Source organism: Accumulibacter sp. (genome assembly GCF_032229525.1).
GTDB lineage: Bacteria > Pseudomonadota > Gammaproteobacteria > Burkholderiales > Rhodocyclaceae > Accumulibacter.
This window is the reverse complement of sequence record NZ_JAVTWB010000087.1, coordinates 1-14,527: the sequence shown is the minus strand read 5'-3', so window position 1 is coordinate 14,527 and position 14,527 is coordinate 1. Positions and strand designations below refer to the sequence as shown.

The 14,527-nt window shown below is 61.0% G+C and carries 19 protein-coding genes and 3 pseudogenes; 14 read left to right on the top strand and 8 right to left on the bottom strand.

Going from position 1 to position 14,527, the window contains the following annotated elements:
* Nucleotides 1-20: 20 nt before the first annotated feature.
* Genes RUW20_RS05200 through RUW20_RS05175 form a run of 6 tightly spaced genes read left to right on the top strand, consistent with a single transcriptional unit; the run spans nucleotide 21 to nucleotide 4,958 of the window.
* Nucleotides 21-302 (top strand): F0F1 ATP synthase subunit C, encoded by a 282-nt coding sequence (locus RUW20_RS05200; RefSeq protein WP_313951135.1) that lies wholly within the window; start codon nucleotides 21-23, stop codon nucleotides 300-302.
* A 3-nt stretch (nucleotides 303-305) separates the two neighbouring features.
* Complete coding sequence (locus RUW20_RS05195) at nucleotides 306-1,139, top strand: F0F1 ATP synthase subunit B (protein ID WP_313951133.1); 834 nt, start codon at nucleotides 306-308, stop codon at nucleotides 1,137-1,139.
* Complete coding sequence (locus RUW20_RS05190) at nucleotides 1,136-2,713, top strand: alternate F1F0 ATPase, F1 subunit alpha (RefSeq protein WP_313951132.1); 1,578 nt, start codon at nucleotides 1,136-1,138, stop codon at nucleotides 2,711-2,713. Before RUW20_RS05195 ends, RUW20_RS05190 begins: the two co-directional genes overlap by 4 nt.
* 52 nt (nucleotides 2,714-2,765) lie before the next feature.
* Nucleotides 2,766-3,131: an HPF/RaiA family ribosome-associated protein gene (locus RUW20_RS05185; protein ID WP_313951131.1), complete on the top strand. Its 366-nt coding sequence runs from the start codon at nucleotides 2,766-2,768 to the stop codon at nucleotides 3,129-3,131.
* Nucleotides 3,131-4,030, top strand: coding sequence for a F0F1 ATP synthase subunit gamma (locus RUW20_RS05180; protein ID WP_313951130.1), 900 nt, complete (start codon nucleotides 3,131-3,133; stop codon nucleotides 4,028-4,030). Before RUW20_RS05185 ends, RUW20_RS05180 begins: the two co-directional genes overlap by 1 nt.
* Before the next feature lie 34 nt (nucleotides 4,031-4,064).
* Nucleotides 4,065-4,958 (top strand): ADP-polyphosphate phosphotransferase, encoded by an 894-nt coding sequence (locus RUW20_RS05175; RefSeq protein WP_313951129.1) that lies wholly within the window; start codon nucleotides 4,065-4,067, stop codon nucleotides 4,956-4,958.
* 28 nt (nucleotides 4,959-4,986) lie between these two features.
* On the opposite strand, the pseudogene RUW20_RS21645 reads toward RUW20_RS05175, so the two are convergent.
* Nucleotides 4,987-5,406: pseudogene (locus RUW20_RS21645) on the bottom strand (transposase); the annotation flags it as partial.
* 337 nt (nucleotides 5,407-5,743) lie between these two features.
* Between RUW20_RS21645 and RUW20_RS05165 the strand changes: the two are divergent.
* Nucleotides 5,744-5,956, top strand: coding sequence for a CsbD family protein (locus RUW20_RS05165; protein WP_313951128.1), 213 nt, complete (start codon nucleotides 5,744-5,746; stop codon nucleotides 5,954-5,956).
* Nucleotides 5,957-6,349: 393 nt separating this feature from the next.
* Here the strand turns inward: RUW20_RS05165 and RUW20_RS05160 are convergent, their stop codons facing one another.
* Entirely contained in the window at nucleotides 6,350-6,682 is a 333-nt protein-coding gene (locus RUW20_RS05160; protein WP_313951127.1) for a DUF883 family protein, read from the bottom strand.
* Nucleotides 6,683-6,925: 243 nt separating this feature from the next.
* Between RUW20_RS05160 and RUW20_RS21640 the strand changes: the two are divergent.
* The 3 genes and pseudogenes from RUW20_RS21640 to RUW20_RS05150 form a co-directional block, all read left to right on the top strand.
* Nucleotides 6,926-7,045: pseudogene (locus RUW20_RS21640) on the top strand (hypothetical protein); the annotation flags it as partial.
* Nucleotides 7,046-7,075: 30 nt separating this feature from the next.
* Nucleotides 7,076-7,543 (top strand): hypothetical protein, encoded by a 468-nt coding sequence (locus RUW20_RS05155; protein ID WP_313951126.1) that lies wholly within the window; start codon nucleotides 7,076-7,078, stop codon nucleotides 7,541-7,543.
* A 13-nt stretch (nucleotides 7,544-7,556) separates the two neighbouring features.
* The gene (locus tag RUW20_RS05150; RefSeq protein ID WP_313951125.1) at nucleotides 7,557-7,904 is read left to right on the top strand and encodes a hypothetical protein; all 348 of its coding nucleotides are present in this window, start codon (nucleotides 7,557-7,559) and stop codon (nucleotides 7,902-7,904) included.
* Nucleotides 7,905-8,260: 356 nt separating this feature from the next.
* Here the strand turns inward: RUW20_RS05150 and RUW20_RS05140 are convergent, their stop codons facing one another.
* Both RUW20_RS05140 and RUW20_RS05135 read right to left on the bottom strand, forming a co-directional pair.
* Nucleotides 8,261-8,560, bottom strand: a complete 300-nt coding sequence (locus RUW20_RS05140; protein ID WP_313951124.1) for a hypothetical protein — start codon at nucleotides 8,558-8,560, stop codon at nucleotides 8,261-8,263.
* Nucleotides 8,527-9,234, bottom strand: a complete 708-nt coding sequence (locus tag RUW20_RS05135; RefSeq protein WP_313951123.1) for a hypothetical protein — start codon at nucleotides 9,232-9,234, stop codon at nucleotides 8,527-8,529. Before RUW20_RS05135 ends, RUW20_RS05140 begins: the two co-directional genes overlap by 34 nt.
* Nucleotides 9,235-9,362: 128 nt before the next feature.
* Between RUW20_RS05135 and RUW20_RS05130 the strand changes: the two genes are divergently transcribed.
* Nucleotides 9,363-9,539 carry a hypothetical protein gene (locus RUW20_RS05130; RefSeq protein WP_313951122.1) on the top strand — a complete coding sequence of 59 codons (177 nt, stop codon included), beginning with the start codon at nucleotides 9,363-9,365 and terminating at the stop codon, nucleotides 9,537-9,539.
* Between the two features lie 45 nt (nucleotides 9,540-9,584).
* On the top strand, nucleotides 9,585-9,743 hold the full coding sequence (locus tag RUW20_RS05125) for a DUF3309 family protein (protein ID WP_313951121.1): 159 nt from the start codon (nucleotides 9,585-9,587) through the stop codon (nucleotides 9,741-9,743).
* Nucleotides 9,744-10,102: 359 nt separating this feature from the next.
* Here the strand turns inward: RUW20_RS05125 and RUW20_RS05120 are convergent.
* Both RUW20_RS05120 and RUW20_RS05115 read right to left on the bottom strand, forming a co-directional pair.
* A pseudogene (locus RUW20_RS05120) lies at nucleotides 10,103-10,378 on the bottom strand (ferritin); the annotation flags it as partial.
* Nucleotides 10,379-11,315: 937 nt separating this feature from the next.
* Nucleotides 11,316-11,867 carry a septal ring lytic transglycosylase RlpA family protein gene (locus tag RUW20_RS05115; RefSeq protein ID WP_313951120.1) on the bottom strand — a complete coding sequence of 184 codons (552 nt, stop codon included), beginning with the start codon at nucleotides 11,865-11,867 and terminating at the stop codon, nucleotides 11,316-11,318.
* A gap of 176 nt (nucleotides 11,868-12,043) precedes the next feature.
* Between RUW20_RS05115 and RUW20_RS05110 the strand changes: the two genes are divergently transcribed.
* A complete protein-coding gene (locus RUW20_RS05110) occupies nucleotides 12,044-12,772 on the top strand; it encodes a formylglycine-generating enzyme family protein (protein ID WP_313951119.1) in 729 nt (242 codons plus the stop codon).
* A gap of 267 nt (nucleotides 12,773-13,039) precedes the next feature.
* Here RUW20_RS05110 and RUW20_RS05105 read toward each other — a convergent pair whose 3' ends face one another.
* On the bottom strand, nucleotides 13,040-13,561 hold the full coding sequence (locus tag RUW20_RS05105) for a BON domain-containing protein (RefSeq protein WP_313951118.1): 522 nt from the start codon (nucleotides 13,559-13,561) through the stop codon (nucleotides 13,040-13,042).
* Nucleotides 13,562-13,571: 10 nt separating this feature from the next.
* On the opposite strand from RUW20_RS05105, the gene RUW20_RS05100 reads away from it, so the two are divergent.
* Nucleotides 13,572-13,772 (top strand): hypothetical protein, encoded by a 201-nt coding sequence (locus RUW20_RS05100; protein WP_313951117.1) that lies wholly within the window; start codon nucleotides 13,572-13,574, stop codon nucleotides 13,770-13,772.
* Between the two features lie 153 nt (nucleotides 13,773-13,925).
* Here the strand turns inward: RUW20_RS05100 and RUW20_RS05095 are convergent, their stop codons facing one another.
* Nucleotides 13,926-14,072 carry a lmo0937 family membrane protein gene (locus RUW20_RS05095; RefSeq protein ID WP_313951116.1) on the bottom strand — a complete coding sequence of 49 codons (147 nt, stop codon included), beginning with the start codon at nucleotides 14,070-14,072 and terminating at the stop codon, nucleotides 13,926-13,928.
* Nucleotides 14,073-14,527 lie beyond the last annotated feature (455 nt).

The following is a 14,527-nucleotide window of genomic DNA, read 5'->3' as shown; positions in this document are numbered from 1 at the left end:
AAGAGAGCAAAGGAACATCCATGGACAGCATGACCATCATTGCAGTGGCATCGATCATCACCGCCGGCATCACCATCGCGGTCGGGGTCATCGGACCTTCGCTTGGCGAAGGCCGGGCGGTTGCCACCGCGCTCACGTCGCTGGCGCAGCAGCCCGACGCCTCCGCAACCATCACCCGAACGCTGTTTGTCGGTCTGGCGATGATCGAATCCACGGCCATCTATTGCTTCGTGGTCTCGATGATCCTCATTTTCGCCAACCCGTTCTGGAATCACGTCATCGCCCAGAGCGCGGGAAAGTAAGCCATGCTGATCGACTGGTTCACGGTCGGCGCGCAAGCGCTCAACTTCCTCATCCTGGTGTGGTTGATGAAGCGCTTTCTTTACCAGCCGATTCTTCACGCCATTGATGCCCGCGAGAAGCGGATCGCCGCCAAACTCGCCGATGCCGCTGCGAAAAAAACCGAGGCAAAAAATGAGCGCGATGAGTTCCTGCACAAGAACGACCAGTTCGACCAGCAGCGCGCAGCCCTGTTGACCAAGGCGACCGAAGAGGCGAAGACAGAACGCCAGCGCCTGTTCGATGAGGCGCGCAAGGCGGCCGATGCATTGAGCGCCAAGCGCCGGGAAACACTGCTCAGCGACGCGCGCAACCTGAGCAAGACCATCAGTCGCAAAACACAGGACGAAGTGTTTGCCATCGCGAGAAAAGCACTTACCGATCTTGCCGGCGCAAGCCTTGAAGAACGCATCGGCGAGGTCTTCATCGACCGTCTGCGGGCGGTGTCCGACGAGGCAAAGGCAGCTTTCGCCAAGGCGCTCAAGACGGCCTCCGAGCAGGCGTCATTGCGCAGCGCGTTTGACCTGCCCGAGGGTTCGCAGACGAAGATACAAAAAGCGATCAATGAGACGTTCTCGGCGGATATCCACGTCCGCTTCGAAACCGCGCCGGACCTGGTCAGCGGCGTCGAACTCAACGCCGGCGGGCAGAAAATAGCGTGGACTATTGCCGATTACCTCACTGCGCTGGAACGGAGCGTGGGCGAACTGCTGCAAAAAAATGACCAGCCCGACGCTAAAACTGGGGTCAAAGTCAAACCCGAGCCGAAACAATCGAAGTCCGCAGCAACGCCGCAATGAATTCAGCCCCCGAGACCTTGCAGAGCGTATTCGACCAGACCTTTGCCGATATAGGCAAGGCGCGTGAAGCCTTTGCACCGCAGCTGACCCCGCGCGAAAGCGGCACCGTCAGCAGTGTTTCCACCGGCGTCGCTCACGTCTCCGGCCTGCCCGGCGTCGGCTTCGAGGAATTGCTGAAGTTTCCCCGCGGCATTTTCGGCATTGCCTTCAACGTCGATGAGGACGACATTGGTGTCGTCCTGCTCGGCGACTACGCGAAGCTGCAAGCAGGCGACGCGGTCGAACGCACGGGCCGGGTGATGGATGTGGTGGTGGGTGACACACTGCTCGGCCGCGTCATCACTCCGCTCGGCCAGCCTCTCGACGGCAAGGGAGCGATAGCAGAGACCGCACGCCTGCCGATCGAACGCCCTGCGGCGGCGATCATGGATCGCGCGCCCGTAACCGTACCGCTGCAGACCGGGCTCAAGGTGGTCGATGCGCTGATTCCGATCGGCCAAGGTCAACGCGAGCTGATCCTCGGCGACCGCCGCACCGGCAAGACCGCGATCGCGCTCGACACCATCCTCAACCAGCGCGGCCGGGACATCCTGTGCGTTTATTGCGCCATCGGCCAGCGCGCTTCCGCCGTGGCCAAGCTTGTTGCCAACCTGCAGGAACAGGGCGCGATGGACTACACCGTCGTGGTCGTCACCGAGGGCAACGACCCACCCGGCCTCGCCTACATCGCACCTTACGCCGCGACCAGCATCGCCGAGCATTTCATGGAAGCGGGACGCGACGTGCTGATCGTCTATGACGACCTCACCCACCATGCGCGTGCGTATCGCGAGCTCTCGCTACTGCTGCGCCGCCCCCCCGGCCGTGAGGCTTTTCCCGGTGACATCTTCTATATCCATTCGCGGCTGCTGGAACGGGCGACACATCTCTCCGAGGAACGCGGCGGCGGCTCGCTCACTGCCCTGCCGATCATCGAGACCGAAGCGCAGAATATTTCCGCCTATATTCCGACCAATCTCATTTCGATTACCGACGGGCAGATCTACCTCTCGCCGTCCCTGTTCGAGCTGGGCGTGTTGCCCGCTGTCGATGTGGCGAAATCCGTATCACGCGTCGGCGGCAAGGCACAACGCGCCGTTTACCGCGCTGTGGCGGGCGACCTCAAGCTTGCCTATGCGCAGTTCGAGGAACTCGAAACGTTTTCCCGCTTTGGCGCCCGCCTCGATGACGACACGCGCAAGACTCTCGAGCACGGCAAGCGCATCCGCTCCTGTCTGCAGCAGCCGGAATTCGCCCCAGTGCCAGTGCCCGCCCAGATCGCCGTCCTGCTGGCACTGAGTGCAAAACTGTTCGACACCGTGCCGCTGGAAAAAATGAAGGATGCCGAAAACGCTGCCCAGGAGGCGGCCGCGAAGATTCCGACAGAGGTCTCTGCGCGCTTCGACACCGCCGACAAGCTAAGCGATGAAGATCGCCAGGCCATCATCGACATCGCCCGCCAGGCGCTTGCCCCCTTCCAGCCCGCGCCAGAATCACCAGCGGAAAGCGAACCCAAGCCCGCAGATGAAAAGTAGCGACTAGCCGACCGGTAGCGCAGCATTCATCATCACGACAGGAACAAAACCCATGCAGATACAAGTTAATGCCGCCCACAACATCGAAGGTCACGAGGTGTTGTCCGTCTGGGCCAGCGACACAGTGAAGACCGGGCTGAATAGACAAAGTGACCACATCACGCGGGTCGAGGTTCACCTCAGCGATGAAAACGGCGGCAAGAGCGGACCCGACGACAAGCGCTGCACGATGGAGGTCCGCCTTGGCGGTTGTGCCCCGCTTGCCGTCACGCATCACGCGTCGACCCTGAGAGAGGCGACCGCAGGTGCCCTGGAAAAATTGACCAGGGTGATCGACAGCACGCTCGGCAAGCAGCGCAATCAAAAGCGGCATCCGGCCGATTTGTCCCGACCCGGATCGACGCTCGCGGAGGAGTAATGAGCGATACCACGGCAAGCCTGCGCCGTAAGATCGACAGCGCCGGAGAACTCCAGTCCGTCGTGCGCACCATGAAGGCCCTGGCCGCATCCAGCATCAGCCAGTACGAGCAATCGGTGCATGCCCTGGGCGACTACCACCGGACAGTCGAACTGGGCCTGAGCATCCTCTTCCGTAAGAGTGCTCGGGCCGCGGCGGTACCCGCACGCAAAGGCCACGCCGATACGGCCACCGTGGGGGCAATCGTTTTCGGTTCCGATCAGGGCCTGGTGGGGCGCTTCAATGACGTGGTAGCGGATTTCGCGCTAACAAAGCTGGCCGCGCTGCCCGGCAAGCCTCAGGTCTGGGCGGTCGGCGAGCGCGTATACGGGCGTCTGTCGGACGCCGGACTAGCGCCAGCAGGCGGCTTCCCCGTGCCGACTTCGATTGACGGCATTACCCCGCTGGCAGGGCAGATACTGATCGAGAGCGAGGCGCACCACGACGCGGATGACGGCGGCGAACTTCACCTGTTCTACAACCGCCCGATCGCCGGCGCGGCCTTCGAACCCGTCACTCAGCGCCTGCTGCCGCTGGACGACACCTGGCGGCGCGATCTGGCCGAACTGCCGTGGCCGACCAGGAATCTGCCCGAGGTACTCGGAGACCAGGGCGACAACACGGCGATCCTGCGCGCGCTGATCCGCGAATATCTCTTCGTCTCGCTGTTCCGGGCCTGCGCCGAATCCCTGGCCAGCGAAAACGCCAGCCGACTGGCGGCGATGCAGCGCGCTGACAAGAATATCGATGAATTGCTGGAAACGTTCAACGGCAGCTTCCACCGCCTGCGTCAAAGCAGTATCGACGAAGAATTGTTCGATGTGACCTCCGGATTTGAAGCCTTATCGACAGAAAAGTAGCTTCGGTGCGGACCTTGAAGGAGCAGAGGAAATAATGAAGAGCAAAATCGATTCCCGTGATTTCCGCGTACCGGAAGGAAAACCGGTCAATCTCAAAAAATGGCCAACGCTCGTAGAGCCCGTGTACAAGTCGAAGAAGAAGTACGCCAAGCGACTCGAGGAACACGTGCAGGAGCTAAGTACCCTGCAACGTGTTCACTACGCCTCCAACCGCTATGCGGTGCTGCTGATTTTCCAGGCGATGGATGCCGCCGGCAAGGACGGCGCCATCCGCCACGTGATGTCCGGCGTCAATCCGCAGGGATGCCAGGTGTTCAGCTTCAGGCACCCGAGCGCGATCGAGCTGGATCACGATTTTCTCTGGCGCACCACGCGATCCCTGCCCGAACGCGGGCGGATCGGCATCTTCAATCGCTCCTACTACGAGGAAGTGTTGATCGTTCGCGTGCATCCGGAGATTCTGCTCGGTCAACGGCTGCCGGAAGGAATCATCGAGGAGAAGGCGACCTGGCAGGATCGCTATCGCTCGATAGTGGACCTGGAGAACCATCTCTATCGAAACGGCACCCGGGTCATCAAGTTCTTTCTTCACCTGTCGAAGGAAGAGCAACGCAAGCGCTTTCTCGCACGCATCGATGATCCGGACAAGAACTGGAAATTCAGCGTCGCCGACATCGAAGAAAGAAAGTACTGGGATCAGTACATGCAGGCTTACGAGGCCTGCCTTGGCGCGACAAGCACGGAACAGGCGCCTTGGTACGTCGTTCCGGCCGACGACAAGAAGAACGCCCGGCTGATCGTTTCCGGAATTGTTCTGGACACCTTCAAGGCGCTCAAAATGGGCTATCCCGAAACCAACGCGGCACGAAGGAGAGAGCTGTTGTCGATTCGCGACCAGTTGATCAAGGAAAGCCCAGGCAGCAAATGATCCAGGCCAGGTCGGCATGCTCGAGCGCCTTGAGTTCGTCGGCGGATTCGACCCGGATGTGACGCAAGAAGCTGCGCGCCATCTCTGAGAAGGCGCACTCGATGGGATTGAGCGAGGACCCATGCTTGGGCGGATGCACATACGCGAAGCATCCGGGACGCGTGGCGAGGAAAGCCATGGTCTCCTTCGAAGTGTGCGCCGAATGGTTGTCGAGAAGCAGGCGAATGATGGCCTCGAGAGGGTAGTAAGCATCAATCGCCTTGAGCAGATCGCCGACCCTGTGGGCTTCCAGAAAGTCGAACCGCGTCAACTCGTAGCCGTTCCAGATGCGATGACTCGGATGGTCGACCCGTTTGGCTACGACGCGGGTCTGAGCCGGTGTCCAGTCGGCACGGACCAGGAAATCAAGCCCGTGCGTCAGCCTCGAAGTCACGTGCTCAGGATTCATGACTTGCTCACACGGCCCGCGGTCCACGCACAGGGAAGCACTGGCTCGCGCCGCGCCGGGTTGCTGATCGCCGCGCCAAGCCAATAGCGGCCGTGGTCGACGGTGCTCGAGTGCGGCTCTGTGTGCGCGAGCGTACAGCCTGCGCCCGGTCATGAGCGCAAGCTTGTAGCCTCGTCTGGCGTTTTCTAGCAATCCGTCCACCGGTGAGTGCAGTCGGCGCACCGTGTCGTTAACGGTCCGTCGCTGTGCGCAGGCCTTGGTGCGGAAAAACCGGCTGTAACGCACGATGCGCGATTGGCAATTCAGCTATTCGGGTCACGCCCACAGGGAGCTTTACATGAACTGGGATATCGTCGAAGGGAACTGGGAGCAGTTCAAGGGCAAGGTAAAAGGGCAGTGGCGGAGCCTCACCGAGGAGCACCTCGTGGTGATTGCGGGCAAGCGCGTCGAGCTTGCGGGCATAATTCAGGAGACCTACGGCACCACCAGGGAGGAGGCCGAGGCGCAAATCAGGCGCTTTGAGGACCGCAACAAGGATTACCGGCCGTAGAGGGCCTGCTGATCCGACCAACGCAATGCGCAGCATAGCGCCACGCGCGGCGCACGGATCGCCGCGGCAGGCACTTTCTCGACGGGACCGACATCATCACCCGCTCTTGACGCTTGACTGGCGTCATGTCGCCGCCTCCGCTCAGTGGCGACGCGGCGCCTCCTCCGGGCCTCGCCCCGCTGATGCTCCATTCACTTCGCAGGGAAGTAAAAAGCCGACAGGAGGCAGCTCTCGTCGTCTGGGAGGCGTTCGCACCAGCCCAGCGTTATGGAGCAGGCTGATCATTTTCGCCCCTCCTGACCGCGACGAGAGCGATGTCCGGTCGCCGCGGCAGTGCCTATCGATGACCTTCATGGCGCTGCCAGAGGCAGCGGCGCAATCACCACGTCGGGATCAACGGCGACTGGCAAGAACGCCGATGAGCAGTCCGACGGCCAAGGCCACCCCGGCGACCTTCCAGGGGTTGTCCGCCACATACTCGTCAGTGGAGCCTGCGACGGACCTGGCGTTGTCGGTCACCGCGATTCGCGCGTCGTCGAGTCGGGATCTGGCTTCGCTCAGTTTGGCTCCGACCTGCGTGCGCGCCGCCTCCCATCCCTCGGCGGTTGAAGTGGTCACTTTCTTCAGCAGGTTGTCGGCATCGTCAACCACGCTCCTGATGTCCGTGAGCAGCTTGTGCTTCGTGCCTTCGACGGTCTCTTGTTGGGCGATCAATTCGGTTTTCATCATGTTCCCTGGGGCGAGTGAATGGTGGGGAAATCACGACCGACACGACGACGGCGTGATAAGTGTTGACGAGCAACCGGACACTGCATTCGCGTCATTCCGCTGCCTCGGTCGACAGCAAGAAATACATTTGAGCGCCGACATCCGTCCGCATGCAATGCTCTGCCTCGCCCGGCATCGTGTCTGTGCGCCAGCGTACACAGGGCCATTGCCGTCGCCCGTCGGCCTCAGAGGCGGTGAAACCTGCTTCAGTGTGCGCTGACGTACAGACACCTGAGTTGTGAAGAACGCAGGATGATCCAGCTGAGTCTTGAGCAGGGCTGCGCACTGCGGGCAGCCCGCAGTGTGCAGCGCGCGCCGAGTTCGATCAGTCGCATGGAAAGGACCTCTAAAATGTTCAAGAATTATGAACTGCTGCTTCACCCCACCTTTGGTGTCCTCGGCATGATGGCCGCGCTCTGGGTGTTTGCCGAAGCGTTGAACGCGCGCGAAGGCAACGTCGCGCGGTTGCGCACGTTGGCCATGTGGTCGTGTGGGTTGATCTGGTTGGCCTATTTATCGGCCGGTCTGTACTACGTTCTTTACTATGGCGCAGACAAGGCGCTGATCAACGCAGGACCCTGGCCCTGGGCCCATGGCCTGTTCATGGAAACCAAGGAGCACTTGTTTTTTCTGACGTTGCTGGCTGCCACTCTTCTGCCGATCGCCACATCCGGCGCGGTGGAGAAGAGCCGGGCCGTCCGCAGCCTGGTGCTGTGGACCTCGGGCGGCGTGGTGCTTTTGGCGCTGGTTATGGAAGGTGCGGGCGCCGTGATCAGCATGGGCGATAAGCTGGGCCTCGCCGCGAAACTGGCAATGTGAAGGAGCAGAGATCATGACAACGACCAATCCGCAAACGTCCGGCTCCGACCAAGACCTTCTCGACCCGCGCACCAGCGGCTACGTCAAAGCCTATGCCTGGGCCGCGATATTCAACGCCGTGCTGATGCTTTTCAAGGAAAACGTCGAAGTCGTCCACGATGTGATGGCGACCATCGGATACCATCACTGGATCACGCATGGCGTGCTTGATCTGATCGTGTTCTTCGGTCTTGGGATGTACTTCTCGGGACAGGGGCAAAAGATGAGCGGAAGCAGCGCTATTTCCTACCTCGTCTGGTCCACCGTAATCGGCGGCGGCATCATCGGGCTGTTCAACCTGTATCACACGATGGCTGGCTGAAGCAGATGGCACCGGGCTGCCTAATATTGCGGCCCGGGGGCTTTCGGCGATGGGCCTGAGAGGTTGGTGGCGCGTCGGGTCGACCCATAGCGGGGACCAAGGCGGCACATCGTCGAAACCCGCATTGCCTGCGGGCCTCTGGAGCATCGACAGACTATCGACGGTTGTGCGCATCGGACGGAAAGACGTCGTTCGACTCAAGCAGCACGTGTTGCAGGTCGGCCCACGGGCACAGAAGTCTCCGTGTTCAGCCAGACCGAGCTCGACGCCTTCGCCTGGCAACTCAACACCCAGCCCCGCAAAAGCCTCGACTGGAAATGCCCTGCCGAACTGGCGCAAGCGCCAGAGATAGCGCGTCATGCCGGGGCCGAGACCTGCGGCATGACGCGCGTCAGATCGGCGCAGCGCACACCTCTGATATTGAAGCCCGGGCGTTGCAGGGCTGGCAGGAGCGTTTGCTGCGTGCGATCGAAGAAGTTGCAGCCCTTGAGCGTATGGCCATTTACGGTTTGGGGCCTTGTCAGCCGATACAGGTTGCGGTCGCCCGCAGAAAAGTCGTCGAGCGCGGAGAGGTATGCCAGGTAGCGGCGGTTGCAGCCGAGCAGGATTTCCCGCAGATCGATCAGGCTGTAGATGGTCTTTTTGAGGGGCGCCATTCGCCGGACAGGTGACCGTTCCGATGTTCCAACTTGCGCTGGTGCGTGAAGAAGGAGAGGTCATTGGTCGTGGTCTCCAGACGCAACACGCGCCCGAACTTGTCGTACATCTTGACCAACACCTTGCCCAGACAATGATTGACGCAGGTGCCTTCGACACGGGTGGCAAAGCGGCTGCCGATTTCCTGCGTTAGTTGCGCCGTGATCTTCTTGCCCAGGAAGGTGGCGACCTGCATCAAGCTCCTGCGATAGCGTTGGCCGAAGGCGTCGAGCACCGGCAGCACGGCTCCGCGTAACGATCGAGCATGGCATGCATGCGTGTCCGGCGAGAAAGCATCGGCGAGTTGCTGCGCCCGTTTCCGGTCATCGAGACGAATGAACGCGTTGTCGGCCATCGTGTAGCCGATGCCCGCCGCCTTCAGGGAACGCGCCAGCCAACTGTGGCCATTGCAGTAGAACTGGAGCCGGAACGGGCACCAGGTCGGTACCCGCAGGTAGATTACGCCAAGGGTGTCGTCGATGAAATAGCGGTAGCAATGCAGACACTTGCCCGAGGTGTGCCGCAGAAAGGTCTGGTGGCTGCGCTTACCGTGCCAGGGCTCGTAGGCCTTGCACGCTTCCATGGCGGAGAGGACATGCACCAGGCCGGGAGGGTCGCCACGCCGTTTGATCACCGTGGCAACCACGTCTTCCTTGCGGATGTGCGCCTTGGCGATGTACTCGATGTGCGCCCCTTGGGTCGCCTCCAGCGCTCGCCTGCCTCAGTGTGCGGTGACGTACAGACGCCTTTCCTCGCCTGCGTATGATCGCTATCAAGGACATGGCGACGGTTGCGGAAGTCAGCCATGTTGCTGGCGATGGTCGCCGCGAGCACCAGAAGGGGACCATCGCCATAGTGGAGCAAGCGCGGCAACAATCGGCAGACAAGGTACGTCGCGCCGAGGAAAGCGTCACGAGTGCGGAGCATGAATGTCCGTGAACGCCGCGCCGCTACGACGTACTGTTACTACTAGGAGAAATGAAAATGTCATTGGGAATGATTCTATTGATCGTTGTCATCCTGCTTCTGCTTGGCGTGATTCCGGCCTGGCCACACAGCCGGGGATGGGGTTACGCTCCCAGCGGTGGCATTGGCTTGGTGCTGCTGATCCTGGTCGTTCTGGTGGTGATGGGCAGGTTATAGGTTATAGCGCGCCGCCTTACCGGCGAATGACCGGAAGACCAGCCAAGAGACCCGGATTTCGATGTTGGCGGCGCGAGCCTGAAAGCAGGGAGGAAGGCTGCGGACGATCTTCGCCGGCGGCCACTCGGTGGCCAGCAGGAGGACTCCCTTGGCGACGCCGCACAGCGGACAGCATTCGACACAAAATGGGCGGCCTCCGACTCCGTGAGCGCTCCCTGGATCAGTCCGGCACCAGCGGGATCATCCTCGATGAGAGCACGGTGTGGTCGGGGGGGCATCGTTCATTTTTTGGCTTCTCGGGCTTGTTCCTTGACTTCTGCGGACACTCGTGGGCGATCCGCCGCAACAGGAAGGCCTACTTATTTGTGCGCCATCGGCTTTACGGTGAACAAGTTGTCCCTGAGCTGCCTGGACAAACTTGGGTCACTGCGCCGAATCCACTCCAGCACCATGGATGCATGTTCGTTTTCCTCGTCCCGATTGTGCTCGAGGCTGGTCTGGAGTTCCGGGGCTTTGCATCCATCGGCACATTGTTTGTACCCATCAACGGCCTCCAGTTCTTCCATCAGGGAAACGATCGCCCTGTGCATGCCCCGTGTCGCAGCGGAGAACTCCTCGACGGGCTCGTGGTAACCGACACCGCCATGTTCTTCGCCTGATGGATTGCGGTGTGCTTGCCCGACTTCGCTCGCGGTACTCCGGGTGCCCCAAGGGTTCTTCACGGCGGCGGTCCCACGGCTGCCTGGCTCGCCGGGGCTCAGGCTGGGTCGGGGAGGCGGCGTCGCATGCAGATTCCCCTCCCAGGAGCAATCCATCTCCCTGCAATGGTAGCGGTGGACCGGCATGAAGATGCTCACGCACACATCGATAAACCGGCGTTTTACCCGACGCGCCAAACCAGTGCAGCGGGGGCATGGGCGTCCGGGCGAGGAATAATAGGAAATCTGGAGAAAGTGACTACGGCCGACCGCGGAAGAGGCGTTCGAGACATCCACCACACTGCGGACCGCAGGTCGATCGGGGACCACTTCGCTGCTTGTCCTTGCCCCTCGGGTGTCATGCTCATGGCGCAGTGACGCCAGTGGCTGGCGTGCACTCACCTTCATCGGCCTTGCTGACCAATTGATCCTGGTGACGCCCGGTTAGTTTGTTGCGATTGCGCGCAGCCATGCGCAAGGCGAAGAGGATCCCCGCAGGAGCGCTTCCGATGCGCACATGGCGCAGACTCAATGATCTATGGGCCGTCACGAATGCGGTCCTCGCGAGAAAGGACCTGGCGCAGCGACAAGTTGCGGCAGGGGTGGTATGGCGACTGCCTTGACTGATCCCAAGAAAAGGCCCGATCCAAGTGCAAGGTTAGCCACCAAATCAGGCACAGTCTGTGCGCTATCGCACCAATGCAGCGTCGCACTTGCGCGTCAGTACCCATCGGTGGTGCCTGTGGCGTACCTGGCCTTTTGCCTGACGGCGAGTCGGGCATCATGGAGTCCGGATCTCACCTCACCTCGCCTCCACACTCCTCGATAGTTCACGGCCGGGTACACGGGAAACTCAAAAATCATACTCAGATCGTCACTTCGTTCGAACGCTGGAGGGGCGCCCGTCTGTCTTGGCGTCCTGTGCCGCGACGCCGGATTTCACACTGCCGTCAGGCATCGGGACCGCGATTGGGGCGACCTCCACCTTGGCCACGCCTTCGTCTTGCGTGATCCCGATCTTCTGCGCCGTGGACGGCGAGAGATCCACTATCCGCCCATTCACATACGGCCCACGGTCTTGAATGGTGACGACCGCGCTCTGCCCGGTGTCGATGTTGGTCACCTTGGCGGTGGTGCCGAGCGGTAGCGTCTTGCTTGCCGCGTTGCTACCGTGCGGCTTCATTGCGGTACCGTCCGCCATCTTTTTGCCTGCAAATTTCTTCGAATAGAACGAAGCTCTACCAACTCGCTTATGGCCCGACCGGTCAAGCTTGGGCTTGGCTAGGGACTTGGCATGCCGTGACGACACCGGTTCCTGCAATTCAGCACTCCCTACGGCCCGTGCATGGGGTGTGAACCCGATCGCGCTGACGCTACAGACCATCGCAAACATGGCCAGTCTATTGAATCTGGAGATCTTCCGCATGTGGTCAATGCTCCTTGCGGGGGCGATGGTGGTTGGGCGCGTCTTGCAGGCAAAGCCATCGCTCACTTCCACAAGGTTATGGCTTGAATCCGATTCACTCGGTACGCTAGCGCGCATAGAAGGAGAAGGACTGCGGGTATGATCCGGCCAACCAATCCCAGCGAGTACGGCTACCAATGACTGCTTCTCCCGCCCCACCCAGCGCACTGCCGGGCATCGACTGGGTCGAAATACCCGGTGGCGACTACATCTACCAGGATGGAAACAGTCGCACGCTGCCGACTTTCTATATGGCACGCCACCCAATCACCAATCGGCGCTACCAGCCCTTCATCGACGCCTGCGGCTATGACGACGAGCGCTGGTGGCAAGGCATCGAGCGCACGAAGCCGCAAGAGTCGCGCTGGCCGCAAGCGACACGACCCTGCACCAGCGTCAACTGGTACGAGGCAGTGGCTTTCGGTCGTTGGCTCAGCGAGCAGCTCAGCTACACCGTGCGCTTGCCGACCGAAGAGGAATGGGAACGTGCGGCCCGCGGCCGCGATGGCCGCACCTTTCCCTGGGGCGACGATTACAGCACGGGCTACGCCAACATCAACGAGACCTGGGACAACGCCGGCGAGTGCAAACTCGAACAGACCACGATCGTCGGCGCGTATCCGCAGGGCACCTCGAGCGAAGGCGTGCTCGACCTGGCCGGCAACGTCTGCGAGTGGTGCCTGAACAAACATGAGCATCCGGAGAAAATTGAGCCCGATACCAGTGGCGACGCTCGCGTTCTGCGCGGGGGCTCCTGGGATGGCGATCCGGACGCCGTGCGCAGCGCCGAACGTAACTGGAACAACCCCGGCGAGCGCGTCGACAACGTTGGCTTTCGTCTGGTGGCGTCGGGCCCGATTCGCTGACCTGCGATTCGCTGCCGATCGTCACAGCGTCGGCAGACGCCCCCCATCCCGATTCGTGTGGCGTGATCGGCAACGACCGTGCTGTCCGTCGGGCAGTGCGGGGTGGACTTCCGAGCTTCGGCCTCGGGCGGTTGTGGGAAACGCGGGCATTTCGCCAACGTCCGCATGGCGCGCCGGACATGGGATATTGGAGCGGCAGGTTCTGGATAGCAGGCGGCCAACAACCACGCTCGCCCCCTGAAACAGGGTTCAGGGGGCCGTTTTGACTTACTGTTGGCCCTTGACGATCATGTCGTTCTTGACCGACGTCACGCCCTTGACGCCCTTGGCGACCTGGACTGCCTTGTCGATATCGGCGCGGGATCCGACAAAGCCGGTCAGCTGCACCGTGCCTTTGTAGGTTTCGACGTTGATTTCGGCGGAACTCAGCGAAGACTCGCCCAATACCGCTGCCTTCACCTTGGTCGTGATAACGGCGTCATCGACATATTCGCCGGTGGATTCCTGCTTGGACACCGGTGCGGCAGCTTTCTCATCGGCAGCCTTGTTTGCCACGGTGGGCTTCATCGGCTTCTTGGCGTCAGCCTTGGCTTGGGTCTCGGTGGCCTTTGCCTCCTTCACACAGACCGTCTTGTCGTTGCCAGCCTTGTCATCGCATTTTTCCTTGGCCACGGCGTAATCCGCTTCTGCCTTGGCCATGCCCACCGCTTGGCTGGTCTTGTCGCCGGGTTTGTAGCGGGCCTTGAGTTCGGCCTCGGCAACTTCTTCCTTGCCTTTGGCCTCGACCACGCAGATGTCCTTGGCGTTGCCAGTCATTGAGCCACAGGCTGCCTTGGCCGATTTGTATTCGGCCGCGATCTTGCTCTTGTCGGCTTTGTATTCGTCCTTCGACATGCCAGATGCAGCCATCGCGCCGGTACTGAAAGCAAAGGTCATCGCTGCTGCGATGGCGGTCATTTTGATTCTGTTCATGGTCGTTCCTTCATGGGTTGAGTTGTGAAGTGACCCACCAGTGAAAAATTCCTTCCACCATGCGTCACATCGGGTAATGCCTTTTGCTCAAGCATCTTGCTGAATCCGGCGATTGGCTCCGCCGATTGATTGTTGGCGAGATGGACAGCTTCCTTGTGGTGCCCAGCGGCTGCCCTGGCCGCTACGCTCTGCGCCCGCCTATCACTCCAACGAGGAACATCACGACTGCGATCACCAGCAGAATGTGAACGAAACCACCCAGGGTGTAGGAACTCACCAGTCCCAACAACCAAAGGATCAACAGAACAACAGCAATGGTGTACAGCATGGCAATTTCTCCTTTCGTGCGTCCCGTCGGGGCGACCTTTGCATCCGCCCCGGACTTGCAGGGGCCTGCCGGCATCCGCCGGCATGTCGCTCTGCTGATGAGATTGGATACCTGGCGCCTCACCGAGTCCGTTCGCTAGCGAACATACCGGCTGCAGTCGGAGCAATTCTCTGCCGTCGGCAACCGCCGGGTCAGTGCGCCGCCGCACATACCTGGGCCGATGCCCGTTGCAGGCTTCTACCGTTGGGTCTTAGCGCAAGGGAACAAACACCGGAGCCGAATACCATGCCAACCCACAACGAACTTCCTGTCGCCAACGACCTGCTTGGCGCCATGCCCAGGCAGGCGTATCGGCGCATGCAAACAAGTCTTGAATCGGTCGAACTCACCTATGGGCAGGTGCTTTATGAGCCCATGGGATCGATACGCCATGTCTATTTTCCCATCGACTGCCT

Coding starts and splice junctions, on each gene's coding strand:
- RUW20_RS05200 (WP_313951135.1), top strand. CDS start 21: ATGGACAGCATGACCATCATTGCAGTGGCATCGATCATCACCGCCGGC.
- RUW20_RS05195 (WP_313951133.1), top strand. CDS start 306: ATGCTGATCGACTGGTTCACGGTCGGCGCGCAAGCGCTCAACTTCCTC.
- RUW20_RS05190 (WP_313951132.1), top strand. CDS start 1,136: ATGAATTCAGCCCCCGAGACCTTGCAGAGCGTATTCGACCAGACCTTT.
- RUW20_RS05185 (WP_313951131.1), top strand. CDS start 2,766: ATGCAGATACAAGTTAATGCCGCCCACAACATCGAAGGTCACGAGGTG.
- RUW20_RS05180 (WP_313951130.1), top strand. CDS start 3,131: ATGAGCGATACCACGGCAAGCCTGCGCCGTAAGATCGACAGCGCCGGA.
- RUW20_RS05175 (WP_313951129.1), top strand. CDS start 4,065: ATGAAGAGCAAAATCGATTCCCGTGATTTCCGCGTACCGGAAGGAAAA.
- RUW20_RS05165 (WP_313951128.1), top strand. CDS start 5,744: ATGAACTGGGATATCGTCGAAGGGAACTGGGAGCAGTTCAAGGGCAAG.
- RUW20_RS05160 (WP_313951127.1), bottom strand. CDS start 6,682: ATGAAAACCGAATTGATCGCCCAACAAGAGACCGTCGAAGGCACGAAG.
- RUW20_RS05155 (WP_313951126.1), top strand. CDS start 7,076: ATGTTCAAGAATTATGAACTGCTGCTTCACCCCACCTTTGGTGTCCTC.
- RUW20_RS05150 (WP_313951125.1), top strand. CDS start 7,557: ATGACAACGACCAATCCGCAAACGTCCGGCTCCGACCAAGACCTTCTC.
- RUW20_RS05140 (WP_313951124.1), bottom strand. CDS start 8,560: ATGGCGCCCCTCAAAAAGACCATCTACAGCCTGATCGATCTGCGGGAA.
- RUW20_RS05130 (WP_313951122.1), top strand. CDS start 9,363: ATGATCGCTATCAAGGACATGGCGACGGTTGCGGAAGTCAGCCATGTT.
- RUW20_RS05125 (WP_313951121.1), top strand. CDS start 9,585: ATGTCATTGGGAATGATTCTATTGATCGTTGTCATCCTGCTTCTGCTT.
- RUW20_RS05115 (WP_313951120.1), bottom strand. CDS start 11,867: ATGCGGAAGATCTCCAGATTCAATAGACTGGCCATGTTTGCGATGGTC.
- RUW20_RS05110 (WP_313951119.1), top strand. CDS start 12,044: ATGACTGCTTCTCCCGCCCCACCCAGCGCACTGCCGGGCATCGACTGG.
- RUW20_RS05095 (WP_313951116.1), bottom strand. CDS start 14,072: ATGCTGTACACCATTGCTGTTGTTCTGTTGATCCTTTGGTTGTTGGGA.